General features: G+C 41.8%; 20 protein-coding genes. 7 read left to right on the plus strand and 13 right to left on the minus strand.

Annotated elements, in window-relative coordinates; all coding sequences use genetic code 11:
- The first annotated feature begins 69 nt into the window (after positions 1–69).
- Positions 70–921, plus strand: a complete 852-nt coding sequence (locus V7K40_RS27890) for a hypothetical protein (protein ID WP_334965527.1) — start codon at positions 70–72, stop codon at positions 919–921.
- A gap of 6 nt (positions 922–927) precedes the next feature.
- Here the strand turns inward: V7K40_RS27890 and V7K40_RS27895 are convergent, their stop codons facing one another.
- The 3 genes from V7K40_RS27895 to V7K40_RS27905 are packed head-to-tail and all read right to left on the minus strand — an operon-like array spanning position 928 to position 6,498.
- Complete coding sequence (locus tag V7K40_RS27895) at positions 928–2,100, minus strand: DNA cytosine methyltransferase (RefSeq protein WP_334965529.1); 1,173 nt, start codon at positions 2,098–2,100, stop codon at positions 928–930.
- A gap of 51 nt (positions 2,101–2,151) precedes the next feature.
- Positions 2,152–2,460 (minus strand): HigA family addiction module antitoxin, encoded by a 309-nt coding sequence (locus V7K40_RS27900; protein ID WP_334965531.1) that lies wholly within the window; start codon positions 2,458–2,460, stop codon positions 2,152–2,154.
- A gap of 51 nt (positions 2,461–2,511) precedes the next feature.
- A complete protein-coding gene (locus tag V7K40_RS27905) occupies positions 2,512–6,498 on the minus strand; it encodes a magnesium chelatase subunit H (protein WP_334965533.1) in 3,987 nt (1,328 codons plus the stop codon).
- Positions 6,499–7,707: 1,209 nt separating this feature from the next.
- On the opposite strand from V7K40_RS27905, the gene V7K40_RS27910 reads away from it, so the two are divergent.
- Together V7K40_RS27910 and V7K40_RS27915 are read left to right on the plus strand one after the other, a co-directional pair.
- Entirely contained in the window at positions 7,708–8,994 is a 1,287-nt protein-coding gene (locus V7K40_RS27910; protein WP_334965535.1) for a lipid-A-disaccharide synthase, read from the plus strand.
- A gap of 711 nt (positions 8,995–9,705) precedes the next feature.
- Positions 9,706–10,578 (plus strand): FkbM family methyltransferase, encoded by an 873-nt coding sequence (locus tag V7K40_RS27915; RefSeq protein WP_334965537.1) that lies wholly within the window; start codon positions 9,706–9,708, stop codon positions 10,576–10,578.
- A gap of 149 nt (positions 10,579–10,727) precedes the next feature.
- On the opposite strand, the gene V7K40_RS27920 is transcribed toward V7K40_RS27915, so the two are convergent.
- The 4 genes from V7K40_RS27920 to V7K40_RS27935 form a co-directional block, all read right to left on the minus strand.
- Positions 10,728–11,114 carry a hypothetical protein gene (locus V7K40_RS27920; RefSeq protein ID WP_334724997.1) on the minus strand — a complete coding sequence of 129 codons (387 nt, stop codon included), beginning with the start codon at positions 11,112–11,114 and terminating at the stop codon, positions 10,728–10,730.
- A gap of 503 nt (positions 11,115–11,617) precedes the next feature.
- Positions 11,618–11,755, minus strand: coding sequence for a hypothetical protein (locus V7K40_RS27925; protein ID WP_334965539.1), 138 nt, complete (start codon positions 11,753–11,755; stop codon positions 11,618–11,620).
- Between the two features lie 277 nt (positions 11,756–12,032).
- Positions 12,033–14,666, minus strand: coding sequence for a DNA mismatch repair protein MutS (gene mutS / locus V7K40_RS27930; protein WP_334965541.1), 2,634 nt, complete (start codon positions 14,664–14,666; stop codon positions 12,033–12,035).
- Between the two features lie 198 nt (positions 14,667–14,864).
- Positions 14,865–15,167 (minus strand): hypothetical protein, encoded by a 303-nt coding sequence (locus V7K40_RS27935; protein WP_334965543.1) that lies wholly within the window; start codon positions 15,165–15,167, stop codon positions 14,865–14,867.
- A 258-nt stretch (positions 15,168–15,425) separates the two neighbouring features.
- On the opposite strand from V7K40_RS27935, the gene V7K40_RS27940 reads away from it, so the two are divergent.
- On the plus strand, positions 15,426–16,592 hold the full coding sequence (locus V7K40_RS27940) for a transporter substrate-binding domain-containing protein (RefSeq protein ID WP_334965545.1): 1,167 nt from the start codon (positions 15,426–15,428) through the stop codon (positions 16,590–16,592).
- A 31-nt stretch (positions 16,593–16,623) separates the two neighbouring features.
- On the opposite strand, the gene V7K40_RS27945 is transcribed toward V7K40_RS27940, so the two are convergent.
- From V7K40_RS27945 to V7K40_RS27955, 3 genes are all read right to left on the minus strand, one after another.
- Positions 16,624–17,163, minus strand: coding sequence for an AAA family ATPase (locus tag V7K40_RS27945; RefSeq protein WP_334965586.1), 540 nt, complete (start codon positions 17,161–17,163; stop codon positions 16,624–16,626).
- Positions 17,164–17,628: 465 nt separating this feature from the next.
- Positions 17,629–19,020 (minus strand): ATP-binding protein, encoded by a 1,392-nt coding sequence (locus V7K40_RS27950; protein ID WP_334965547.1) that lies wholly within the window; start codon positions 19,018–19,020, stop codon positions 17,629–17,631.
- Positions 19,021–19,104: 84 nt separating this feature from the next.
- On the minus strand, positions 19,105–19,647 hold the full coding sequence (locus tag V7K40_RS27955) for a methanogen output domain 1-containing protein (RefSeq protein WP_334965549.1): 543 nt from the start codon (positions 19,645–19,647) through the stop codon (positions 19,105–19,107).
- Between the two features lie 474 nt (positions 19,648–20,121).
- Here V7K40_RS27955 and V7K40_RS27960 point away from each other — a divergent pair, with 474 nt between their 5' ends.
- Positions 20,122–20,253: a hypothetical protein gene (locus tag V7K40_RS27960; RefSeq protein ID WP_334965551.1), complete on the plus strand. Its 132-nt coding sequence runs from the start codon at positions 20,122–20,124 to the stop codon at positions 20,251–20,253.
- A gap of 60 nt (positions 20,254–20,313) precedes the next feature.
- Here V7K40_RS27960 and V7K40_RS27965 read toward each other — a convergent pair whose 3' ends face one another.
- From V7K40_RS27965 to V7K40_RS27975, 3 genes are all read right to left on the minus strand, one after another.
- Positions 20,314–21,417 carry an AI-2E family transporter gene (locus tag V7K40_RS27965; protein ID WP_334965553.1) on the minus strand — a complete coding sequence of 368 codons (1,104 nt, stop codon included), beginning with the start codon at positions 21,415–21,417 and terminating at the stop codon, positions 20,314–20,316.
- A 101-nt stretch (positions 21,418–21,518) separates the two neighbouring features.
- Positions 21,519–21,956 (minus strand): NUDIX hydrolase, encoded by a 438-nt coding sequence (locus V7K40_RS27970; protein ID WP_334965554.1) that lies wholly within the window; start codon positions 21,954–21,956, stop codon positions 21,519–21,521.
- A gap of 28 nt (positions 21,957–21,984) precedes the next feature.
- Entirely contained in the window at positions 21,985–22,458 is a 474-nt protein-coding gene (locus V7K40_RS27975; RefSeq protein ID WP_334965556.1) for a hypothetical protein, read from the minus strand.
- Positions 22,459–22,757: 299 nt separating this feature from the next.
- On the opposite strand from V7K40_RS27975, the gene folD reads away from it, so the two are divergent.
- Together folD and crtE are read left to right on the plus strand one after the other, a co-directional pair.
- The gene (gene folD, locus V7K40_RS27980; protein WP_334965558.1) at positions 22,758–23,648 is read left to right on the plus strand and encodes a bifunctional methylenetetrahydrofolate dehydrogenase/methenyltetrahydrofolate cyclohydrolase FolD; all 891 of its coding nucleotides are present in this window, start codon (positions 22,758–22,760) and stop codon (positions 23,646–23,648) included.
- 159 nt (positions 23,649–23,807) lie between these two features.
- Complete coding sequence (gene crtE, locus V7K40_RS27985; protein WP_334965560.1) at positions 23,808–24,740, plus strand: geranylgeranyl diphosphate synthase CrtE; 933 nt, start codon at positions 23,808–23,810, stop codon at positions 24,738–24,740.
- Positions 24,741–24,891 lie beyond the last annotated feature (151 nt).

Consider the following 24,891-nt stretch of genomic DNA (forward strand, 5'->3'; position numbering starts at 1 on the left):
CGTAGCTTACCGTAGGTATCGCTAATTCTATGATTGCACGCTCCGGCTATGGGTTTTGTCTAAGAGTGAGTGAGCGGCATAATTTTAGGGAATACTAAGAAAGCCCAATCAGTTGCAATAGCTTTCATGTCTAGTGCGTTAACAGCTGAAACTTTAATTCCACTTACTGTTCTAGAACGTAGAGCCTTAATTTTACATCATGCTTCGTTAATTGATGTAATTCACATTGCCGATAAAGATTTGCATAAAGCATATAAGTATGCAAAAGTTATTTCTTCAATAGCACCTGCTTATTTTGAATATCAAATTGCACAAGACAAGCAGAATGGCTCTGTTTTAGAATTAAATATACAATCTCAGTTAATTAGCAGTCAAACTGATAAATTTGCAGATAATTTTATTGACTGGCTAAAAGCAGACTTTGAAAATAAAAGCGCAATAATTGACCATTATCCTAACCCAAAAAATCTTTTTGAACTATGTGGAGCAAAATTACTGGTAACTAGCAACTCAGCAACAAGGAGCCTTAGCACAACAATGGGAAATCTTTGGGAAAAAATATCTAATATAAGTCCTTATATTATTAACCCAGAATTGGAATTTGGAATTAAAATTACTGGTATTGATATTATTATTTTTTCAGAAGAAACGGTTAAATTTGCACAACTAAAAACTCTAAAAGGTACATTAACTGGTTCTCAAGCGCCTAGAGCAAAAAAAGAATTAACTATTCATCAAAACCCTTTATTTATAGCAGCTTTTAATTTAGGTCAGTGGACATTTAATGCTCCGAACATTCCTCGCATTGCTGGTCAAGCATTTTGGGAGCAAATTCACATGGATTATAACATTGTTGAAAGCCATGTCAGAAATATGTTACAGAAAATTGATCTGGCTTTTACGGAGTTAGCTGCAAAGTAAATTTTCTCAATCAAACAGCGAAAGCTGTTGAGCCATCTCTTTACCTTTTAGTCTATTTCCTTGAATCAAGTTAAAAAGATAACTACCAATTTCTTTTGCAAGTAGTACTGGTACCGCGTTACCAATTTGCTTATATTTAGAAGTTACCGAACCATAAAAAATCCAATCATCAGGAAAAGTTTGGATTCTTGCAGACTCGCGTACACTTAAAGAACGCAACTCCACAGCATGACACATATCTGTAGCTTTTTGGTGTGGACTTGTTGTGATTGTTGGTGAAGGTTTATCCCAAGACAATCTTCTATAAAAACCGACTTTTCCACCTCCTGAGTTATAAGCACCTCCCATAGCCTCTTTTTTTAATTCTTCTGGTAAATGTCTCCAGTTTTGTCCTGATTTCAATAATTTTAAAAATTTCAGACGATTTTCAGAATAAGCGATAAACTCTGGTTCTGGATCAACTAAATTTATTAAAGCGTCTCTTAAAGTTAGCCATTTAGGTAAATTTTTACCATCTTTACTATATTTAGCAATAGGAAATGTAGCCACTTCTTGATCTCTAGAACCAATAAAAATTACACGCTCTCTGTTTTGAGGAACACCGTAATCTGCTGCTTCTAAAAGGTTATAAATCACGTAATAGCCTAGTTCCCTCATTTCTGCTAATACCACTTTTAATACAGCGCCAGCTATTTCATCAGATTCTAAAGGTGGATAATCTTTTCCCCGTTGGTTAATTGGCCTGTGACGAAGAGGAGCAGACAGCAAACCTCTCACATTTTCCATTAAGAAAAAACGAGGTTGGACTTCTTGAACAATGCGGATAAAGTCCATGAATAAACTACCACGAGGGTCTATTACTGAACCTCTTTTTCCTGCGGTACTAAATGGCTGACAAGGTGGTCCACCTGTTATTAAGTCTACCTCACCAGGACGTAAGGCTCTACGTAAATCTAAAACTCTTCCTCCTTCCTCAAGTAATTCTTGGGAACTGACTTTTTCTATTTCTCTAGGAACTGCACTTTCTTGCAATAATGGTCTATTAATAAGAATAGTTTTTGTAGCATCAGGGTCTTTTTCTACTATACTTACTGTATGAAATCCCGCTTGTTCCATACCCAAGTCTAAACCAAAAGCCCCTGTAAATAAGGAAATAGAAATAGCTTTACCATCTATCATCGTGATTGCTCCCAAGCAATTATTGTCATGAATTATAGTAGTATATTTATACTATAATGTCATAACTTGCTCGTATTCTTCTTTATGGCTTTGCAAAGCATCCCAAAGCTCAACTTTTTGCTGAAGATTGAGCCAAAGTCTTGGCCCATTTCCTAAAGCTTTACCAAGACGTATTGCTATATCTACTGTAATTGGTCTTTGACCATTAATAATTTCCTGAGTTGTTTGATTAGATACTCCTAAAATTTCTGCAAACTTTGCGGTATTAATATCTAAATCATCTAAAATATCTGCAATTACTTCGCCAGGATGTATTGGTTTTATTAATCTATCATTAGTAATATCTTGCCAATTATCCATAATTAACCTTATCTCATTGTTAAGGCAGGCATAATGCCTGCCCATGTAATCCTACTCTATCCCTTCAATCCGGTCTTCAACTTCTTGGTACAACTCGCGCAGACGATCTAAATTCTCCTCGCTAGTCTCCCAATAACCGCGTCCATTTACTTCCAATAAAGTTGATACAACCTTGCGGAAAGAATGGGGATTAAGGTTCATTAACCGTTTCTGCATTTCTTCATCTTTGATGAAGGTTTCATTAGTATCCTCGTAAATCCAGTTATCCACAGCGCCGGCTGTCGCACTCCAACCCATTGTATTTACCAATCGTTTGGAGAGTTCGCGCACACCTTCATAACCGTGATTCAGCATCCCCTCGTACCACTTGGGATTTAACAATTTGGTACGCGCATCCAAGCGCACAGTTTCCGATAATGTCCGCACTTGCGCGTTAGCTGTGGTTGTATCTGCAATATAAGATGCTGGTTTTTTACCATCACCCCGCAGACTTGCCACAAGCTTAGTGGGATCTGAATCAAAGTAGTGGGAAACATCCGTTAAGCTAATCTCGGAAGAATCCAGATTTTGGAAAGTTGCATCAGCAGTTTTCAAAGTACTTTCAAAAATCTGCCGGGATTCGTCCATTATTCCGGGGTTATCGGAATTGAACGAGAAGGATTTCCGGTTGAGATACATGTCCTGCAACTCGGCTTCGCTATCCCAAGTACTGTTTTCTACGGCCAAGTTGATATTTGACGAATAAGAACCAGAAGCATTGGAGAAGACGCGAGTCGCTGCTTGACGCAGATTAATCCCCATATCCTCAGCTTGCTGCAAAGCATGTTTGCGAACAAAGTTCATTTCTAAGGGTTCATCTGCTTCAGCCGCCATCTTCACGCCTTGGTCTAGGAGGTTCATTTGGTTGATGAACAAATCACGGAATACACCTGAACAGTTGATCACCACATCAATTCTGGGGCGTCCCAACTCTTCTAGAGATATCAATTCCAATTTGTTCACGCGTCCCAAGGCATCAGGAACCGGACGCACGCCCACCATCCACATAATTTGCGCTAGGGATTCGCCGTAAGTTTTGATGTTATCGGTTCCCCAAAGGACACAGGCGATGGTTTCTGGCCACTTACCTTCGTTTTCCGCTTTATTCCGTGCTAAAAGCCTGTCAACGACGATTTTGGCTGATTGTACTGCTGCTGTTGTGGGGATCGATTGGGGATCTAGAGCATGGATATTCTTACCCGTGGGTAATACATCCGGGTTGCGGATGGGATCACCACCAGGACCAGGTAGGATGTACTCGCCTTCTAAGCCTTTGAGTAATGCTCCTAGTTCGTTGTCGGCACAAACTTGCTGGAGGCAGAATTCCAAATACTCAAATAGGGGTTTGAGTGTGGCTGTGTCAACTTTGGGATAACCTGCTTTATGCAATGCTTCTACCCAAGGTTCCTTTTTGCCCATGTTGAAGAAATTCAACCGGGAAACTAGAGAAACTCGCCCTTGTGCGTCGGTTTGCTCTTGGACAAGGGCGCTAACTGCTGCACGGGTTGCTAAGGTGATATCTTGCAGTAATTGGACATCTTCTAAAATGCCTCTGTCGTTACTTTGGTAAATATCGTCAATATTACGCCCAATGCTATTAGCGATAATTCCCGGTAAGCCTTGAAGTCCTTCTTCCTGACGATCTAGACTAGCAATATTGACGAGAGTTGCGATCGCTTCTTCTGCACTTGGGGGTTTCCCAATCACGTGCAACCCACAAGGCAACAACCGTGACTCAATTTCCATCAACCGGCGGTAGACGTTGCCAACAATATTATCCCGCTCATCGGCATTCATATCTTTGGAATCGGTTTCTGGCAGATTGATATCCTTATCCAGATTCACTATCCGGCATTTATCCATGATGCTGTTAACAATGGGAATGCCGCGTCCACTATCTTTCAAGGTTTGATAGGAAGCAATTAACTCGCTGAGTTCCTTTAAACCTTTATACAAACCAGCATTTTCTGCCGGAGGTGTCAAGTAGGAAATTGTTTCGGCATAACTCCGACGTTTGGCAATTGTCGCTTCACTCGGATTATTGGCTGCGTAGTAATACAAGTTGGGAATTGAGCCAATCAAGTTATCTGGATAACAATCACCTGACATCCCCATCTGTTTACCTGGCATGAATTCCAAGGAACCGTGTGTACCAAAGTGGAGTACAGCATCAGCTTTCCAAACTTGCTCTAGGTAAGTGTAGTAGGCAGCAAAACCGTGGTGAGGACTAGCTGAACGGGAGAACAACAGCCGCATCGGATCGCCTTCGTAACCAAATGTAGGTTGGACACCGATGAAGACGTTACCGAATTGCTTACCATAAATCAGCAGGTTTTGCCCATCACTATTGAGATGTCCAGGAGGTGGGCCCCAGTTTTCTTCTAGGCGTTGAGAGTAGGGGGTGAGCGCCTCATACTCAGGAACCGACATTTTATAAGCAATGTTGAGCTCAGGGCTGTTGTACTGCGCTTGGGCGTCATGGATGACTTCTTGCATCAACGCTTCGGCTGACTCTGGCAATTGGGGTAAGTCGTAGCCGTTATTTTTGAGGGCTTTCATCACCTCATAGATGGAACCGAATACATCCAAGTAGGCGGCGGTTCCGACGTTGCCTTTATCTGGCGGGAAGCTGAAAACGGTGATCGCGACTTTCTTATCAAGCTTCGGCTTCCGGCGGAGGTTAGCCCATTTTAAGGCGCGTTCAGCTACCGCTTCAACCCGATCGCGCAGGGCGATCGCTTTCCCTGTAGTCCCATCCCTACCTGACAAAATTATCGGCTCAATTGCCCCATCCAATTCCGGAATCGCAATTTGCAAAGCTACTTGAATGGGATGCAAGCCTAAATCACTATCTATCCACTCTTCTGTGGTTTGGAAGACTAAAGGTAACGCCACCATATAAGGACGGTTTAAGCGTTTGAGTGACTCAATTGCTTTGGGATGGTCTTGTCTGGCTGGACCACCCACTAAAGCAAAACCAGTCAGCGATATCACTGCATCTACCAACTGGATGTTGGTAGTCGGTTCATAGAAGTAGGCATCTACAGGCTTAGAGAAATCCAAACCACCAGCAAACACAGGTAATACCCGTGCGCCTAGTGCTTCTAATTCCTGCACCATAGCTACATAATGGGCATCATCCCCTGTAACTAGGTGAGTGCGTTGCAATACTAACCCGACACAAGGAGCTAGGGGATCTTTTAGATCGCTAGAAATATCCTTACGAGCTGTATACCAATTGAGGTACTCTCTGACATCTTCAAACATATTGGGAGCCAAAGGATGCCAAATCCCTAAATCGGGATAAACCACCGGTTGTTGATATGTAGAAGCTGCAAAACTTTGTTTCTCTAAACCTTTAAATACGTATTTATCAGCTAGCATCAGCAAGAAGTTTTCCAGATTTTCTGGAGAACCGCCTAGCCAATACTGAAAACTGAGCATGAAATTTCGGGCATCCTGTGCCTTGTCCATTGGGAGGAACTTCAGTACTTGCGGCAGGGTTCGCAAAAGCTTCAGCATCCCATCTTGGAATCCCGCACCTGATTTTTCTTTGCGTTTCCGCATGAATTGGGCGATCGCACTTTTTGACTGACCCAACTGTGCCAAGGAAAAAGTGCCCATTTTATTTAGGCGCATTACTTCTGGCATGGAGGGAAAGACAACGGCAACATCTAGGCGATCGCGATGTGGTTCTACTGCTGCTACTACTTTCTGTGCTAAGTCTTCGATAAAAATCAGGGAGGCAATAAATATATTGGCACTTTCCATATCCCGTTTGAACTCCTGATAGTTCTCTGGGTCTCGGAGTTCCTCAATTAAGTAACCACTGATTTCAATCGCCAGGTCTGGGTTGCTCGCGTTAATCGTGCGAACTGCTTGCGACAATGCACTCTGGTACTGAGACTCAAGCACGACATAGACCACCTTGATTAAATTACGTCCGCGTAAATTATCAGGCGCAATATGTCTAATGGTGGACTTGACGTGGGTGAACATGCAGATAGGCTCCTTTGATGCGTGTCCTCTACTAGAAGTTCTTAGCAGCATTAACCACTAAAGTTACTTCTTTATCTTCGGCAATAAGAGTTTTCTATCAGAAAACACTTACCCACTGGACATTTATCGTCTATCTGATACAAATCGATATAAAAAACGAAATATATTTTCACAAAAAGTGGTAAATCGGTAAGTATTTACTTCAATTATTGTAAATATTTTGTTACGTATTTTTTATCGTTAAATAGTTATTTAATAATATTGTGATCGGATAGTTAATAATAAACCCACAGTTTATGATTAGTAAGAGACTTACTTGTGAGTAGCTGCTGCGATTGCCTCCGGCACGCTACGCGAACGCAGTTAAAGTTCAAACCTGACAAAAGTGCAATCTATCTATTAGCAGATTTACAGCAGATGAAATAGTCTCAGAAAAGAGTTAGTATATTTAATTGACTTATTTTATTTTTTCTAGAGTATTTTGTAAATGTTTTCTTCTAATCTAAAATAATAGCTATTGGAGGTAAAAATAAAAGCAAAATTCATTTAACAGTATCGGAATTAAGGATTATATTGAGTGATATACCCATAGAAGATAGTGACGAAGAAAAGCCAGGGGTAATTTAAGATCACGATGAAGACGGAAATATTATTGGGTTAAAAATATTAGACGCTTTCAAAAGAATTGATAGTCCATGTTCCCTAAAGGATTCAATTTTTACATAGTAGAAGTTTGAGAGTTTTAGCGAACAGCTTTTCTTACCTTTCAGTGATCGTCTTTTAACCAAAGACACTAATACACAAAGATAAAAATATTTAACCTTCCCGCACCATCAAAACTAACATCATTAGTAGTATTTGCAATGAACATACGGTATAATAAACTAAATATATTCTCAGTGTTTGCCCTTAAATTTAAAAAATCGTCAAGCTGTAGCACTGCTGACGCTGCCATAAATTTTCTTAATTGTTATATTATTAATTTCATTGAAATTTTTGTACGGCAATCATTTCTGCTGCACATTGTGTAATTGGTTCACCGAGTAGCCATGTTGCAAAGTCGGCTGAAAATGACTCTGTAAGAAACTCGCAGACGTTATCGAACATAGCCTGCAATTATATCAGTAATGTTGTGCGTCTAGAAATTAGGAAGGAATTAGGTAATATTTCCCTCTTGACTAATGGGCCCTAACTCCTGAACATTAACTAATGACTCAAGTAGATATTCTCATCCTATCGAATGGCCCAGGTGAGGTAACAACCTGGGTACGTCCAGTAGTGAAGGCGTTGCGGCAAGAACTAGGTGATGACCGTTCTGTGGTGAGAATTTCTGTGGCATTATCGCCTTGCTCAAATGCTAGTGGTAAAGAAGCTGCGATCGCTCTTTCTTACCCAGAAGTAGACAGAGTTCAGGGAGCAGAGCATTTTTGGCAATTTTTGCTTTGGGGCAAAACATTTGAAAATTGGGACTGGAGAAGTCGCGGTGTAGTCGTTTTCCTCGGTGGTGATCAAATTTTCCCCGTAGTCATAGGCAAAAAGCTCGGATATCGCACAGTGATTTACGCCGAATGGGAAGCCCGTTGGCATAACTGGATTGATCGCTTTGGCGTGATGAAACCCGAAGTTGCTGCCCGTGTCCCCCAGAAATATGCTCACAAATTCACCGTTGTCGGTGATTTGATGCTAGCAGCAGGTGAAGCCGGAGAGAGCCTAAATTCAAATTCCACTCTGCCTATTACTTCATCATTCAAAACTGAATTGATTGGTTTACTGCCTGGATCAAAAGCGGCAAAATTAGCCCAAGGAGTGCCATTAACTTTAGGCATTGCCGAATACGTTCACGCAAAAAGGCCCCAAACCAAGTTTGTGATTCCTGTAGCCCCGACTTTGGATTTACAAACATTAGCTAGTTTTGCTGATCCCCAAAAGAACTCTATTGCTGAAACCTTTAGCTTTGGTGGTGCTGACTTAATTGTCCCAGAGGACGCTAAAGGCAAGGCATTGCTCAAAACAACAACGGGCTTAACTGTAGAACTGTGGCAAGAAAACCCTGCCTATGATTTATTATCCCAGTGCTGTATCTGCTTGACTACAGTGGGGGCAAACACTGCTGAACTCGGTGCTTTAGGAGTGCCAATGATTGTTTTGCTACCAACACAGCAACTTGACGCTATGCGTTCTTGGGATGGTTTACCTGGGTTGTTGGCAAATCTGCCGGGGGTAGGTACCACCTTTGCGAAGATGATTAATTGGCTATTCCTGAGACTGGTGAGAAATAAAGGTTTATTAGCGTGGCCAAATATCTGGGCACAGGAAGAGATAGTGCCTGAACTTATGGGTAAACTCCAACCGCAAGAAGTTGGGGAAATGGTACTAGACTTATTAGCCCATCCAGAAAAATTGGATGAGATACGAAGCAAGCTACATAGCGTTCGTGGCGAAAACGGCGCAGCACAGAAGATAGCACAGATTGTTTCTCAGGAAATTGGCAAGTAGGGGTTTGGACACAACCAAAGGGTGCAGAGGCACTAAGGGCTTCGTAGGTGTACTTTTTAATAGACCTGTTGCATAAATCCGATTATCCCCTGAGATTCAAAGTCACTGGCTCACATATTTAGCCTGCCTACGCAAGCTAAATATGTGTGGGACTTACGCACAACTTACGGAATAACGAACCGCAGAGACACAGAGAAGCCAGTGCGCCCTTGCGGTTAAGAGACTTGTTTGCTCTTAGCGTTCCCGCAGGGTAGCAACTGACGCGACACGGAGAAATCAGAGTTTGAGAGATATTTTGCGTAAGTCCTAATATGATTTAATTTCAAAAATCTGGTTCATCCAGTCACAAATTTAATTCATTAAACATTTGTGCAATTAGAGACTATACTATTAAAGTATTTGTCAGTAAGTGAATTTGAGCACATTAATAATGTGATTCAAGTCACTTATCGGCAAATAAGTACAGTCATACCATCTTCTGGAATTGAGAATGCAGTAACAGGGCATGGGAAACTTGATACCCCCTCTGGGGATAAAGGGCGATGGAGCATGAGGTGTGTTACCAATGCCCTATGACGCCAGTTGCTACCCTGCGGGAACGCTAAGAGCGAACAAGTCGGCAGAGCCGCAAGGGCGCACTGGCTCCCTTATGCCACAAGCCGCTTTCATGAAAAGTTTTTCAAGTATAAATAGGAAAGTATAAGATTTACTATGATCTCAAGTTTACAGAGGAAATTTAATTATTTCACAAATCATAGGGCTTTTAAAGAGTCCCCTCTGAAAGTTACTTACCGTTTAATATATTGGTGGATAGTTTGTCAGCTTTCTATTCCACAAACGATTTTAGTTAAAAAGTGGAATGTTCGCTTTTTTTTACCGCCTGGTTTTTATAGAACAGGGAATACTAGTCTTTTTGTTTTCCGTGAAACTTATGAGCCTGAATTAGGTTATATTGAGCGCACCCTCTCATCAGGTGAAGTGTTCATAGATGCAGGAGCTAACTGTGGTATTTATACCTTGTTGGCTAGCAAATTAGTCGGAGATTCTGGATTAGTTCTTTCCTTTGAACCAGGAGAAGAATCTTTAAAAAGTATTGAGCATAATCTAGAAATCAACAGCGTGACTAACGTCAAGTTATTTAAATCGGCACTTTCTGAAGAAGAAGGTACAGCTAAGTTGTATCATATTGAAAATGCACCTACGAGTTATTCTTTGGGATCAGATAAAAGTGAAGAGATAAGTTTTGAAGAGGTTCCGATCACGACTCTAGATCATGTGTTGGCTCATGAAGGGATTGAGCGAGTGGATTTTATCAAGATAGATGTAGAGGGAGCAGAGGAACTTGTCTTTCGGGGTGCAACTTCATTATTTAGCCGGATGAAACCGAAAGTAATATTTGAGATCAGTTCTCAGACAAGTGCAAGACTTAATTTGTCAACTGATGGAGCCTTCAATTTTCTTAAGGAACTTGGTTACCAGTTTTTCAAAGTTAAAAATACAGGCGAACTCTTCAGCTTTGAATCTCCTGAAGGCAAGAGAGGAAATATTCTAGCAATTCATAAGGATGATTTAGTGACAGGTTAAGATAATTGCACATTTGTCAATAGGTAATCGGAAAAAAGGGATAAATTTAGCTGAGGTCAAGGTTTGCTGATGGCTTAGACCACACCTAAACCCTGGTTTATAGAGGCGACAGCTTACTTCACCGGAGCTGTCGCTTTGTATTACTGTTGCTAATCCGAAGACTGTCCATCTCTTCGCCCTAGTTCATAAATGCCGCAACCAATACAGGCTAGTATGCCTGTGCTAATTGCCCAACTGCGACCTAAACTGATTTCCACACCCCAGTTACATAAAGCGCCAATGACCAGAAAAGGCACAATGCTAAACAGTGAGGCGTAAAAAGCGTTTTGGGATTCTCTGGCTTTACGAGTTCTTTCAAATTCTGACTGGCTGGTGTAAAGCGATCGCTCCGCAAAGTTAAACCAGCGGTTGAGTTGCTCGATTACCCATTCACTGACTGGGTTGAAACCTAGATATAGCGCCAATGACCACAAACTCGCTCCAGCAATCGCGATCGTATCTAATTCAAAACGGAAAGGCAAAATTTCAGTCAGCATGGCTTATGGGAGTACTGCAAAGGGTTGACTTTAGCTGTCAGTAGATGCTAAATAAACCTCTTGTGCAATTTTAAGCATAAACGTCAACAAGATTTCAACTACTTGGCAATTATCCCGCTCCTTTAAATTAGGCAGGACTTACGCACAGGTAACGGAAAATCGTAGACGCAAAGCGGCTTGCCGCAGGCTACTACAGAGTCCGCAGAGAAGCCAGTGCGCCCTTGCGGTTAAGAGACTTGTCCCTTGCGCGTCTCCCCGAATCACATTGGGAGAGGCTAGCGCCTGCCGTAGGATGCCCAAAGGGCTGTACGGAGAAGCAACTGGCGCGACACGGAGGAATAAGAGTTTGAGAGTTTTTTTGCCTAAGTCCTACTAAGATATCAACATATAAGTAGATATAAGTAGGTCGGCGTAAATAATTCTTGTTGGGATAAAGCAGGGGGCTTTCTAGCAGAGAGAAAAAAGGTTTGAGCCTTGTTTACTTTTCTTGACACAGTTTGATTTTATTGTGCCAACTTACTTACCTCTGTCCAACCAGCTACATTGGCAAACTGAAGATGCTCCTGATAAAACTCAGTTGGTAGCCTAAACGCTGCACTCTTATCAATTTTGCTAAGACAAATGCTGTAGGAGTTGCTCATCTGCAAGCCTATCTAGATGACGTACTTAGATGATAGTAATTTATTACGCAATGCATTGGTCTGCATTAGTTAATGCGTCGGCTTGCAATCTTAATGTATTGGCTACATTGTTAATGCATCGGCTTACAATGTTAATGCATTTGTCTGAATTGTTAATGCGTAGGCTTACAATATTAATGCATAAACTTACAATGTTAATGCGCCGACCGCATTGTTAATGCATAAACTTACAATGTTAATACATCGGCCTACAATGTTAAGGAAATACGGTAAGACATCAATCTAGATTTTGCAGCCCCATCGCAATCTTACTGTGTTTCTCAATTTGTCCCATAACTTGTTTTGCTCGTTGAATCACTACCGCTGGTAAACCCGCCAATCTTCCCGCTTCAATCCCATAAGACTTATCAGCGCCTCCTGGTTGGACTTGATGCAAAAAGATAATTTGGTCGGGTAATTCTTTCACCGTGACTTGATAATTAGCCACATTCGGCAAAATGCTAGCCAGTTCATTTAACTCATGATAATGAGTCGCAAAAATCGTTCGTGCCCGAATATCCACTGCTATATATTCCGCCACCGCCCAAGCTATGGAAAGACCATCAAAAGTTGCCGTTCCCCGACCAATTTCATCTAACAACACCAGCGACTTAGATGTGGCATGGTTAAGAATATTTGCGGTTTCATTCATCTCCACCATGAACGTAGATTGACCAGTTGCTAGATCATCTACTGCACCTACACGGGTGAAAATGCGATCGCATATTCCCAATCTGGCAAACCTAGCTGGCACAAAACTACCAATCTGTGCCATTAACTGAATTAATCCTACCTGACGCAAATAACAACTTTTGCCACTAGCGTTTGGCCCAGTGAGAATAATCAAATCAGGAGTAACAGAGGCAGAGAAAGGAAGAGTGGAGGATTTCTTCTCCTTCTCCTCTGCGTCCTCTGCGTCTTTGCGGTTCGTTTCTTCCCCTCCCAATTGAGTCGAATTTGGCACAAAGAAACCCGCAGGTAAAGACTGTTCCACTACTGGATGACGGCCATCAACAATGTTTATCTCCCTTCCTGGCAACATTTCTGGACGACAGTAACCTTGATGGACCGCCAACTCAGCCAAACCACACAACACATCCGCCGCCGCCACTGCCCGAGAGAGATTGCGAATTACCTCCGCTTCTTGTGCTACCTCTTCCCGCAACGCCGTAAAAATCTCATATTCCAACTGATTTAAATCATCCCGCGCCGTTAGAATCCGGGCTTCTCGTTCTTTCAAATCTGGGGTGATGTAACGTTCTTCATTCGTCAAGGTTTGCTTGCGGATGTAATTAGCGGGTACTTGGTCGGCTTTGGTGCGGGAAATACTGATATAATAACCAAAAGTTTTGTTAAATCCTACCTTTAGTGTCGAAATTCCCGTATTAGTCCTCTCATCAACTTCTAAATTGGCAATCCATTGCTGGTCTGCTTCTACAGTCGCTTTCCTTTCATCTAATAGGGAATTTACGCTAGGGCGAATCAATCCGCCTTCTTTGATTAGTATGGGTGGCGACTCCACAAGATGCGCGTGTAACTTTTGTGCCAATTCTTCCAACACACTTGGGACTTTCTGCAAAGCTTTGAGGAAAGGAGAACGCGCCTCATTTACTAAGTGGGATAATTCCGGTAAGCGGGAGAGAGAATCTGCCAAAGCTACTAAATCTCTAGCATTAGCTGTACCAGAACCCGCCCTTCCTGTGAGTCGTTCCAGGTCATAAATTTGGCGTAACAACTGCCGCAAATCTTGACGCAGGGGCGTATTTTCCATCAATTCTTGAATGGTATCTTGCCGTGCTCGAATGCCTTTAATATCGAGTAGTGGCTGCAATAACCACCGCCGTAAAGCACGCCCACCCATCGCTGTACTAGTTCTATCTAGTGCCCAGAGTAGAGAACCGTGAAAAGTACCATCCCGGACAGTTTGGGTAATTTCCAGGTTACGGCGGGTTTGATTGTCAACAATTAGATAGTCTTTGTCTGTGTAAGTACGAAGTTTCTGGAGGGAAACTGGGTTTTCCTTTTGGGTATCTTCCAGATATTCCAGAAGACCACCAGCTGCGCGGACGGCGAGGGGAAGATGATCACAACCGAGTCCTTCGAGCGATCGCACCTTAAATTTCTGCAATAATCTAGGTCTAGCTTCGGCTTGGGAAAAGGGAACTTGCGATCGCAAACTATAGCAAAATGATGGTGGCAAACACTGTGGGAGATGTGGCGAAGTTTCTCCCGGACGCAGCAAACTACCCAAATCGGGCGCATTTGTGGGAACTAATACCTCTGAAGGTTGCAAGCGCATTAATTCTTGTGTCAAATGTTCTAAATCATTACCTTGAGTCGTGAGAAATTCCCCTGTAGAGATGTCTGCATAAGCTAAACCCCAATGATTTGCGGCAATTACTACTGCTGCTAAGTAGTTATTGCGACTTGATTTGAGCATTCCCTCTTCTAGCAAAGTCCCAGGAGTCAAGATGCGCGTTACTTCTCGCCGCACCAATCTCCCAGCAGCTTCAGAAGCATCTTCTACTTGATCGCAAATTACCACTGCATAGCCTTTTTCTACCAGCATCGTCGTGTAGCGTTCCCAAGCGTGGTGTGGAACACCAGACATCGCCACTCGTCCCTGTTCCCCAGCTTGCTTACTAGTGAGAACTAATTCCAATTCTTGCGCTAGTTTTACAGCATCTTGGAAATAGCATTCAAAAAAATCTCCTACCCGATACAGCAATACCGCGTGAGGATATTTATCCTTCGTCTCAACATAGTGCAGATACATTTGACTTAGCTTACTGCGGTCTACCTGTCGATGGTCGGAAATAAAAGTACTCGCGTCGGGTTTGGTAGATGGAGTTTCAGAGTGAGAAGCGGTCATAGATGCTATTGAGTTACGCACGGAAATTTCACAATATTCGATGATAGCGTGATGTGAAAGTTGAGGGGCGATCGCTCAAGGATTTTTTACCCTTTGTTATATTACCTTGCTGAGGTACCCATTGTTGCAGCTAATACCGCAAGGCGGAAGTCAAAAGTCAAAAGTCAAAAGTATTACGGAATGGGCTTTTTAGGGTTTTTAAATGGTTGCTCTATTTACGCCGTGTTGTACTAATGTGGTGAACAGGCGAACGCAGTATGGCGAAGCTTGGCGAACCTTAGTTACATTCAACAACGCTAAAAGCTTCAAAGCGTATGTCCTTCTAGTTCTTTTTTCATACTTGCTATTTTTTGAATGACGGGTAGCTGTCTTTAACTGGATATACAAACTTTCTTTATAAATTTGCTCTATATTCTGATATTGTGCTATCAAACGCTCAATTCCATCTTCCCTAAATTCTTCCCCATAAAATTCTCTTAAAGCATCAATATCAGCAATCAACTATGCTTCCATTTTTTGCACCATCAAGTGGCACCGCTCATCTTCAGAGTTCACAGCATCTAAAATCCAAGGATGATCTTCTGTTCTATTTCTCAGATGTTCCCAATGTGTAGCAGTGGAATCAACTGGAGATAGCGTGGTGTAGAATTCAAGAAAAGTGATCAATTTACTATAAAACAGATCAGTTTTTTTTGTGATTGTTCTAGTAGACAATTGGTGGAAAAGCGCCTTTAAGAAAAGCTTAATTCGGATAGTTGAATGAGTGCAGTAATTTTTTCCTTAAGTCTGTCAGCGAGTAAGTGTGGAAGAAAGAACACAAAGAACCAAACTAGTAAGTCCCTCATCCTGAATTGCTGGAAGTGGTTGGGAGTTGGATTTTTGGTGTTGGTGCTAATGCCGAGTCAGGTGTCAGCCCAGAAACCAACGAAACCTCTACGTGTGGCGACGGGATTAGCCACACCCTTTGTCTTTGAGAAAAACGGTCAAATTACTGGATTCAGTATTGATCTTTGGCGTAGCATCACTGAGGAGATGAATGTTAAGTCTGAGATATTTGTCAATCCAACTACTCAAGATTTGCTGTTTGCTATTAAATCTGGTAAGGCAGACGTGGGAATTGGCAATATATCTATCACTGCAGAGCGAGATAAAGACTTTGATTTCTCTCAACCGATGTTTGAATCAGGACTTCAGATTTTAGTACTAAATCATAAGAATGGTGTCAGATCAGTACCTAGTCTATTAGCAGTGATTTTCTCACCTGCCCTAATACAGCTTGTTGGCATCATTTTGGTAATTATTCTTGTGCCAGCCCACATTATCTGGTTTTTTGAGCGTCAGCGGACTGAAGGAATAATCCCAACTTTGTCCTACTTTCCTGGTATTTTCAAAGCTTGCTGGTGGGCAGCAGCAACCCTGGCTACCCAAGCTGACGAAATGCCTAAGAGTGTAATCGGACGCGTAGTAGCCGTAGTCTGGATGTTTACCAGTGTTGTTTTTGTTGCCTACTTTACGGCTACAGTGACTACTTCGCTGACGGTGGATCAACTACAGGGAAATATTAAAGGTCCAGATGACCTAGTGTCCAAGCGTGTCGCTACTGTCACCAATAGTACATCGGCAGCTTACCTACATGAACAAAACATTCAGGTTCTAGAGTTCAATAAGGTTGCCCAAGCTTATGATGCACTTTTACAAGAAAAGGCAGATGCAGTTGTTTTTGACGCGCCTGTTCTCCTTTACTACGCGTCTGGTGAAGGCAAAGGAAAAGTAAAAGTTATTGGCAGTATTTTTCACAAGGAGAACTACGGCATTGTCTTTGGGACAAATAGTCCCTATCGAAAGCCTGTTAATAAAGCCCTGCTAACACTACAAGAAAACGGCACTTATCAAAAGCTTTATCAAAAGTGGTTCAGCACCAATTGAAGAACAGGTTCACTTTTGCTTTATGGTGCTATCACCATCGATTTCCTCCAATTTCACCCATCCGCCAGAGGTCGCCAAGAGTATAATTTTCTAACCAATTTTTCAGTTTATCAGGTTCAAGGCGACGGAGGTGAGAGCCTTTTTCATCACGTTCACACACCAGCACTGATTCAGGATATTCACTCAAAGCAGAAACTAAAACATCAGAATGGGTAGTGACTATGATTTGAGTTCGTTGAGATGCTTCGATTAACATTTCTGCAATAGTCGGTAAAATATCTGGATGTAAACCAATCTCTGGTTCTTCAAGACAAATAAGTAGTCGTGGAGTTGGGTCAAGCAGTAAAGCCATTAAAAATAAATAACGAAGTGTCCCATCAGATAAACGATTTGCAGAAATTGGTTGAATAAGTCCTTCTTCACGAATAAATATCTGTACTGTACCACCATATATTCTTACATCCAGATCCTCTGCTGGTTCATAAAAGTTTTTCAGCTTTTCAATAATATCCAATGATAACTTGATAAGCGTTGTTGATTTGGCGATTTCTGCCTGAATTTTTTGATTTATATCAAGTTCGGGTGATTACTTATAATAAAATTTCTCAATGTAGGTTCGTTGTAGCTTGCTTCCCCGTAGGGGTACGCCAGTAAAACCCAACATTTACTTCTTGTCAATGTTGGGTTGAGGAACGAAACGCAACCTACAGATATTATAAGTGTTTAACCGAACCTGATATTACACGTTCAAAATGGTAAGCGTAGCCATGCCGTTAAGCTTATCGCTTGCGCTCTTCTTGAGTTTGGGTATTAGTGGTAAGCGAAGCCATGTCGTAGGCTTATCGCCTGTTCAATTGCCGTTGCTGGAATCGCCATCTCGATTGCTTTAAGTAGGTCAGCACTTTGTATATCAGGACACACCAACGAGAAATCCTTGAGATACATTACACTCAATTTTAAGGTTTGGGAACAATGCTTAATTTACATGATTTTCAGCCTTAACTGAACCGTATTGGCATATGCAGGGGATTTTTTATTAAACTAAGCTAACAGGTATCTTCATGACAAATTCTGCACCCTTTCCTGGGGTAGAAAAACACCTAAGTTCTCCCTTATGTTTTTCAACTATAATCTGATAGCTTATAGATAGCCCTAGTCCAGTACCTTTGCCCACAGCTTTAGTGGTGAAAAACGGATCAAATAGCTTTGAGCGAACTTGTTCATTTATCCCCAAACCATTATCAGCAATACTAACTGCTATCCATTTTTCATCGATTAACTCAGTTTTAATTTGAATTTGGGGATTATTTTTTATCAGTTTTTGATTGTCAGTTGTTTGGGGATTTACTGCTGACCACTGACTATTGTTTGCTGATGCCTCCAGCGCATCGATCGCATTAACAAGAATATTCATAAATACTTGGTTGAGTTGACCAGCATAGCAAGTTACATTCGGCAGTTGACCGTATTTTTTGATGACTTTGATTTCTGGATACTTATCATGCCTAGCTTGCAGGCGATGCTCTAAAATCATTAAAGTATTATCGATTCCTTCATGGACATTAACTTGCTTAAGTTCTGCTTCGTCAACTCTGGAAAAGTTACGTAGAGATTTAACAATTTCGTTAATTCGTTCTGTTCCTACTTTCATTGACTGGAAGAGTTTAGTTATATCTTGAATTAGAAAATCTAAATCTATTTCTTGTATTTTATCTTGGATTTCTGGGGGAGTAATTGGACAAAGTTGTTCATAAATTTGCACTAATTTAAGTAAATCCTGAGTGTATTGATAGGCGTGGTGAAGGTTCCCATAAATAAAACTCACGGGGTTATTAATTTCATGGGCAATACCAGCGATCATCTGTCCTAAACTAGACATTTTCTCAGCTTGGATAAGTTGAGTTTGAGTAAGTTGTAGTTCCTTTAGTGTTTCTTGTAAAGCAGTTGTACGTTCCTCAACCCGAATTTCTAGCTCTTGATTTGCTTTTTTGAGTGCTTCTTCCGCTTCTTTACGTCTGTGAACCTCTTTTGCTAACTGATCGATTTTCTGATTCAGAAGGACGAAATTACTGCTGGCTAAAGTTCTATTTTCCAAACGCAGAAGAATTAAAGCTGAAGATTCAGGAGACCAAGGTTGAATAACGGCTCCTTGACTACGACATCTTAACGTTTGTCCATCATTCTTTCGTAAAGTTAAGGAGCCAATAACCATTGCTCTGCTACTTGAACAGGCTTGCAGGTACTTTACAACATCGTTAGTAGACTGGGTTACAAGTTCAAAGAGCATTCTCCCCCGCAGTTCTTGACGGCGTAACCCCAGTATATCTGCTACTGGTTGATTGGTGGCTAACAACTGACCCTCTCCACTCACCAGAAGTAAAGGCTCTGGTAAAACTCTGGCAAATTCGAGAAATTGTTCAGGAGTCATAGGGGTTGCGATTTCAGGGTTCGACTTTACTTTACATATCTGCACTCAAGTTTTTATCTTGGGGTTAGTTTAGTGCTGAAGGGTTTATACAGATTCTAGTCCTCTAAAGTATTCTCGACCTTCTGCATCTTCTACCTCCTCTGTAAGTTTTAAGTAAACAATAACTCTACATCCAGAAGCACCCTGTGCTATGGTCTCTTGCAATTCTACTTTCGCATATCCCAGATTATTAGCTGCGATCGTCCCAAAGACGTTTGAAGTCATCATGCACATGGCAGGGCGATTCAGCACTTTTTCGGCAAATGGGCAGACGCGATTGCCAAAGACAATTTTTTCATCATTCTGCTCAATTACATAAAAATCGCCCTGGATTCGTCTTTTTAAATCAATCAAGACATCAGCTACCTGCTTACGAGAAAGGTTGGAGACTTCCAGGGCAGATTTGTAATCTTGGTTAATCTGCCTACCCATCCTTTCACCAACTACGCTAATAAATCCAGAGGCTTCTTCTAAGCCAACTACGTCCTGCAATGTACCAGATAATTCTCTGATTAATGTACGTAAAAATATATCGCGTTCTAAAGAAAGATTAAGTGTAGCTACTGAGTGGTTAAGTGCATTGGTCATAAATTTTGAAGACACAATCTTGGAACTACAGTTATAGAGTTCCCCTAAATGCCTTTCAAGTAACTTTTTATTGTCTTTATTAAGAAAAATTGAAGCTTGTCGTTGCGACAGTTCCCGGTTTTGCAAAGTCTCTTTTAGCTTACAGCAGTTTTTATCTATTTGAACCACATCTGTCGTAGGGGCGCAAGGCCTTGCGCCCCTACCGCGTGGTCTATTTACCTGAAAATAGCTGTAAGTCCCTATTATTGCCCCATGCATACATCAGGGCAAACGCATCTAAAGTATAAAAATCATTTTACTGCAAGAGTTCCAGTCTTGATATCAAAGACTATTTTTTAATAACAATCCAGTCCGTAGTCAATCTGGGAAAGATAAATTTGTAACAATTGATGAACTTTGAAATTATAGAGACGGGTATTCATGATGTTACCAGAAATATTACCTCAGCAGTCAAGCCTTGAGAGTATGCTAACTATGGGTAGCATAACAAATGCTAATGAGTCGAACTCGCGATTAGAGTCAACTTTGCAAGAATTACCCTTTTGGCAAGTTCACATCGAAGTAGAGCGTCCGGGCAATGATGCGGAAAAACAAGCAATAAGCTAAGGATAGACATTTTTATAAATAGTTAACATTGTCAACTTTCCTTCACTTACAGATTGAATTTTAACTATAAGTTCCTGCTCTCTCAGTAATGACTTTTACAGGTTCTGACACGATATCATTTAACTTATTAAACTCTCCAGCCCGCCAGCTATCTGTTATATCCTTGATAAAACTGGCAATAGGGATCGCAATTAACAAACCCAGCACTCCTCCCAACTTTGCCCCCAATAACAAAGAAATCACCACCCAGACGGGATTTAAGCCAGTCAAATTACCAAGAATTCGAGGTGCAACAAAATTAGAATTAACTTGGTCGATCGCAACAGCTACACCTAAGACTTCAACTCCTAGCCAAAAGTTTTGCAACGCCACCAACAAACTTACTATGGCGATACCTACTCCTGTACCAAAGGGGAAAAGAGAAAACAAGCCAATACCGATACCAAAAAGTAAAGCCAAGGGAACTTGCAGCGCCAAAAACACCAGTGTAATTGTCACCCCTAACACAGCTCCCAATGTTGCTTGACCAATGAAGTAATTTTGGAAATCCTCTCGCAGTAATTCCCGCACTTTTAACCCAATGCTACGGGGAAACCACTGAAAAACTCCGTCCCAAAGGGGTTCGCCATTCAATATTAAGTAAATAGTCAGCACTACTGCCAGCAGCACGTTGAGGACAATACCAATGGTATCGACGGCAAAACCGAGAATTCTCCCAGTGAAGGACTGAAGTTGGTTAGATAATCGGTCGAGAACTTGGGTAAATAAACCACTTAAATTAATCGGAAGCTGTTGTTGACTTAACGCCCAATCCTGGAAAGCTTGCAGCTGCTGAGTACCAGAATCAATCCAACTGGGCAAAATATTAGCTAGCTCGTTGAGCTGTTGGATAATCAGAGGAACCAAGGTGATACCTAAACCCACTAAAACCACCACAGTCAAAAGCAATACTCCTGTGATCGCCAGGTTGCGTTTTACCCCTTGTTCCTGAAGAAACTGGATTGGATAGTTTAATACAAAAGCCAGTAGGATGGCGGCAGCAATAATACTAATCAAGGGTTGAAAATACTGTACAACCTGGAGTAATAGCCAGCCGTTGAGAATAATAATCGGAAATGCCAATCCTATAGTTAACCATCGCGGTAGTTTGTTTACTGATTGCATTAATGATGACTCCACAAGAGTTATAACTTTATTTTGGCTTTTGAGGATTGGGACTGGGGACTAGAAAAAAGTTTTCTTATATACCCATACCCTATGCCCAATTAAGTCTGTTGATTTGTCTCGATAAAATCCAATATAATTCGCTGATGCACATTCCCCAAAGGTCGCACTTCGCCAGCGTTTTCGGAATAACAGTTACCTTGGTTAATATCTTCTAGGGTCAATAAACCCATATCCCAGCCTTCATTCAGAACCAGTTGATTTAATTCCACTAAAAGTGGTGCATGAAAGACATGACGGACTACTCTTTCGTCAAAATAACAGCCAAATTCAACAAAGGATGGTAAATTATAGCCGATTTCTTCTAAAATTTCTCGCTTCACTGCTAGATCCGGCGTTTCATCAGGTTCGATATGACCGCCAAAGAGTCCCCAGTAACCAGGGTAGAGAATACCGGGAATATTGTCCCGCAGTTGCATGAGAAACTTATTTTTTTGGTAGAGAATTGCGATCGCCACATGTATCGGCTGATTATTCATATGTTGATTTTTAATTTTTAATTGCTGATTACTCTTCTTCTAGATAAACTTCCCCCAATTCTTTACCAGCCAAGGGGATACTTCGGTAGCGAACTTTACCCTTAATCACCACTTGTGCTCCCTTGACCAGATTCTTTTGATTGGTAATAACCCAAATTTTGCCAGTCGAATCATTAATTTGATAAGCCCACTGCTTGATCAGAGGAGCTTGCTTTTCCACCTGACCTTGGATGTAAACTGTAGCCTGATTGTCTTGTTCTGCTTTAATCTGTCGAATTGGGGTGACATTGCTACCAATTTTAAAATTAGTCCCATTCAACCCAGACGAGGTTAAACTACCACAACTACAAAGTCCCACCACCAATAAAAAAATCAACCCTAGGCGGTAAGAAATAATACTCTGCCCATACAAGAATGAAAGGGACAAATTTCTCCTTTGTTGCATGAAAGCCACCGATTGAGCAAATTTTTGCTTCACTGCTTGCTTTGTCGCTAGTTTCATCAGGTCAGTTCCCATTTATACTATTCTCTGCGGTTTCAGAAACATCCTCTCAACTGAGCAAAAAAATGTTCTGAATTTCATCCTTAATTCTTTATTCTTCAGATAACGTCGTTGATCTGAGAAAATAAAGATTATGGATTTACTGTGAGAAAAACGCTACGACATCAAACAGGAACATAATAATAGTCAAAAGTCAAGAGTAAAAACTCAATATTTTCACTCTGGATTTTGGACTGTTGACTCCGCCTAGACCAGAAGCGGCTGAGTTTTGACAAAAGGCAATATAGCTGAGAATTCTCATGGAAACAAAAACTGCCAAACTCCTTGATGGTAAAGCAATAGCTACAAAAATTCAGCAAGAACTTTCTGTTGGCATTAGACAATTACAAGCAAAAATTGTCCGACCGCCTGGTTTAGCAGTGCTGATGGTTGGCGATAATCCAGCGTCAGCGGCTTATGTACGTAATAAAGAAAAAGCCTGCGCTAAAGTTGGTATGGCCTCTTTTGGTAAGCATTTTCCCGCCCAAACTACCCTTGGAGAGTTAGAAGAGGTAATAGCTGCACTAAACCACGATGAACGGGTTGATGGCATTCTTGTGCAGCTGCCCTTACCTAACCACTTGGATGCTGTAACTCTGCTACATCAAATTGATCCCGATAAAGATGCTGATGGACTACACCCAGTTAACTTGGGGCGACTAGTCCGGGGAGAAAGCGGTTTACGCAGCTGCACTCCAGCAGGTGTTATGCGCCTTTTACAAGAATATGAGATTCCTTTGCAAGGAAAACAGGCAGTAGTGGTAGGACGCAGTATTTTGGTGGGTAAGCCGATGGCGCTGATGCTACTAGAAGCTGATGCCACAGTCACGATCGCTCACTCGCGATCGCATGACCTCAAAACCATCACCCAAAATGCTGATATTCTAATTGCAGCAGTAGGTCGTCCCGGACTGATCACTGCTGATATGGTGAAACCGGGCGCTGTTGTGGTAGATGTGGGGATGAATCGCGTCACCGATGCTAGTGGCAACAGTCGCTTAATTGGCGATGTCCACTTTGAATCAACCTCTGGTGTAGCAGGATTTATTACCCCTGTTCCTGGTGGTGTTGGCCCTATGACTGTAGCCATATTGTTGCAAAATACATTTGCCAGCTATTCTAGGGCGGTAAGAGAAGAAAGTGATGAGTGATGAGTGATGAGTAATGAGTTAAAAGTTAAGAATTCTTATTGGTAACTCCTAACTCTTAATTCCTAACTCTTAATTTCTAATTCTTCATTTTTTCAGCGCCACAGCACCTTAAAATTGTGACGTATAAGACAAAAATCCCAAAATGTCAGGAATTTAAGAATGGTAGCAACTGATAACGTTCAAAAGACACCACCAGAGGAAGCGACGTTTAACTTAGCAGCTTATCTAAAAGAGCGACAAAAGCTTTGTGATAATGCTTTGGATCAGGCTATCCCCATCATTTATCCAGAAAAGATTTATGAGGCGATGCGCTACTCGTTATTAGCTGGAGGCAAGCGTGTACGTCCCATTCTTTGCCTTGCTACCTGTGAAATGATGGGTGGAACCATCGAAATGGCCATGCCAACGGCTTGTGCTGTGGAGATGATCCACACAATGTCGTTGATTCATGACGACCTGCCGGCGATGGATAATGACGATTACCGTCGTGGGAAGCTGACAAATCATAAAGTCTATGGCGAAGATGTGGCGATTTTGGCTGGGGATGGCTTGTTGGCTCTCGCTTTTGAGTTTGTTGCCATGCAAACCCCCCAAAGCGTTAAGAGAGAGCTAGTCTTGCAGGTAATTGCCCGTCTTGGTCGGGCGCTGGGGGCAGGTGGTTTGGTCGGCGGTCAAGTCGTCGATTTAGAGTCGGAAGGTAAATCAGATATTTCCCTAGAAACCCTAAATTTCATTCATAAACACAAAACAGCCGCCCTTTTGGAAGCTTGCGTAGTTTGTGGCGGGATCATAACTGAGGCATCACCTGAAGATGTGCAGCGATTGACCCGTTATGCTCAAAATATTGGGCTAGCATTCCAAATCATAGATGATATTCTGGATATCACTGCTACTCAAGAGCAATTAGGCAAAACAGCTGGTAAAGACCAAAAAGCGAAGAAAGTGACCTATCCCAGTATTTGGGGACTTGAGGAATCGCGCTCAAAAGCCCAAGAGCTAGTTAAAGCAGCTTGTGCAGAATTAGAACCATTTGGAGAGAGAGCCAAGTCACTCCAAGCGATCGCTCATTTTATTACCAGCCGCAATAACTAGTACCGCTTTGCGGAATTTGGAATGATGCTGATGATGCTCGATAGCGACTGTGCGTAACGTTTGACTCGCTCTAAGCGAACGCAAGAGCGTCTCTAAGAGTTGCCATGCCGCAGGCTTTACACTGCGCTATTGCCTTTGGCGTGCCGTAGGC

The organism is Nostoc sp. (assembly GCF_036917195.1).
Taxonomy (GTDB): domain Bacteria; phylum Cyanobacteriota; class Cyanobacteriia; order Cyanobacteriales; family Nostocaceae; genus Nostoc.

Bases quoted from the DNA above. Each gene is read 5' to 3' on its own strand.
- V7K40_RS27895 (WP_334965529.1), bottom strand. From the start codon at position 2,100: ATGATAGATGGTAAAGCTATTTCTATTTCCTTATTTACAGGGGCTTTT.
- V7K40_RS27900 (WP_334965531.1), bottom strand. From the start codon at position 2,460: ATGGATAATTGGCAAGATATTACTAATGATAGATTAATAAAACCAATA.
- V7K40_RS27905 (WP_334965533.1), bottom strand. From the start codon at position 6,498: ATGTTCACCCACGTCAAGTCCACCATTAGACATATTGCGCCTGATAAT.
- V7K40_RS27910 (WP_334965535.1), top strand. From the start codon at position 7,708: ATGACTCAAGTAGATATTCTCATCCTATCGAATGGCCCAGGTGAGGTA.
- V7K40_RS27915 (WP_334965537.1), top strand. From the start codon at position 9,706: ATGATCTCAAGTTTACAGAGGAAATTTAATTATTTCACAAATCATAGG.
- V7K40_RS27920 (WP_334724997.1), bottom strand. From the start codon at position 11,114: ATGCTGACTGAAATTTTGCCTTTCCGTTTTGAATTAGATACGATCGCG.
- V7K40_RS27925 (WP_334965539.1), bottom strand. From the start codon at position 11,755: ATGAGCAACTCCTACAGCATTTGTCTTAGCAAAATTGATAAGAGTGCA.
- mutS (WP_334965541.1), bottom strand. From the start codon at position 14,666: ATGACCGCTTCTCACTCTGAAACTCCATCTACCAAACCCGACGCGAGT.
- V7K40_RS27940 (WP_334965545.1), top strand. From the start codon at position 15,426: ATGAGTGCAGTAATTTTTTCCTTAAGTCTGTCAGCGAGTAAGTGTGGA.
- V7K40_RS27950 (WP_334965547.1), bottom strand. From the start codon at position 19,020: ATGACTCCTGAACAATTTCTCGAATTTGCCAGAGTTTTACCAGAGCCT.
- V7K40_RS27955 (WP_334965549.1), bottom strand. From the start codon at position 19,647: ATGACCAATGCACTTAACCACTCAGTAGCTACACTTAATCTTTCTTTA.
- V7K40_RS27960 (WP_334965551.1), top strand. From the start codon at position 20,122: ATGGGTAGCATAACAAATGCTAATGAGTCGAACTCGCGATTAGAGTCA.
- V7K40_RS27965 (WP_334965553.1), bottom strand. From the start codon at position 21,417: ATGCAATCAGTAAACAAACTACCGCGATGGTTAACTATAGGATTGGCA.
- V7K40_RS27970 (WP_334965554.1), bottom strand. From the start codon at position 21,956: ATGAATAATCAGCCGATACATGTGGCGATCGCAATTCTCTACCAAAAA.
- V7K40_RS27975 (WP_334965556.1), bottom strand. From the start codon at position 22,458: ATGAAACTAGCGACAAAGCAAGCAGTGAAGCAAAAATTTGCTCAATCG.
- folD (WP_334965558.1), top strand. From the start codon at position 22,758: ATGGAAACAAAAACTGCCAAACTCCTTGATGGTAAAGCAATAGCTACA.
- crtE (WP_334965560.1), top strand. From the start codon at position 23,808: ATGGTAGCAACTGATAACGTTCAAAAGACACCACCAGAGGAAGCGACG.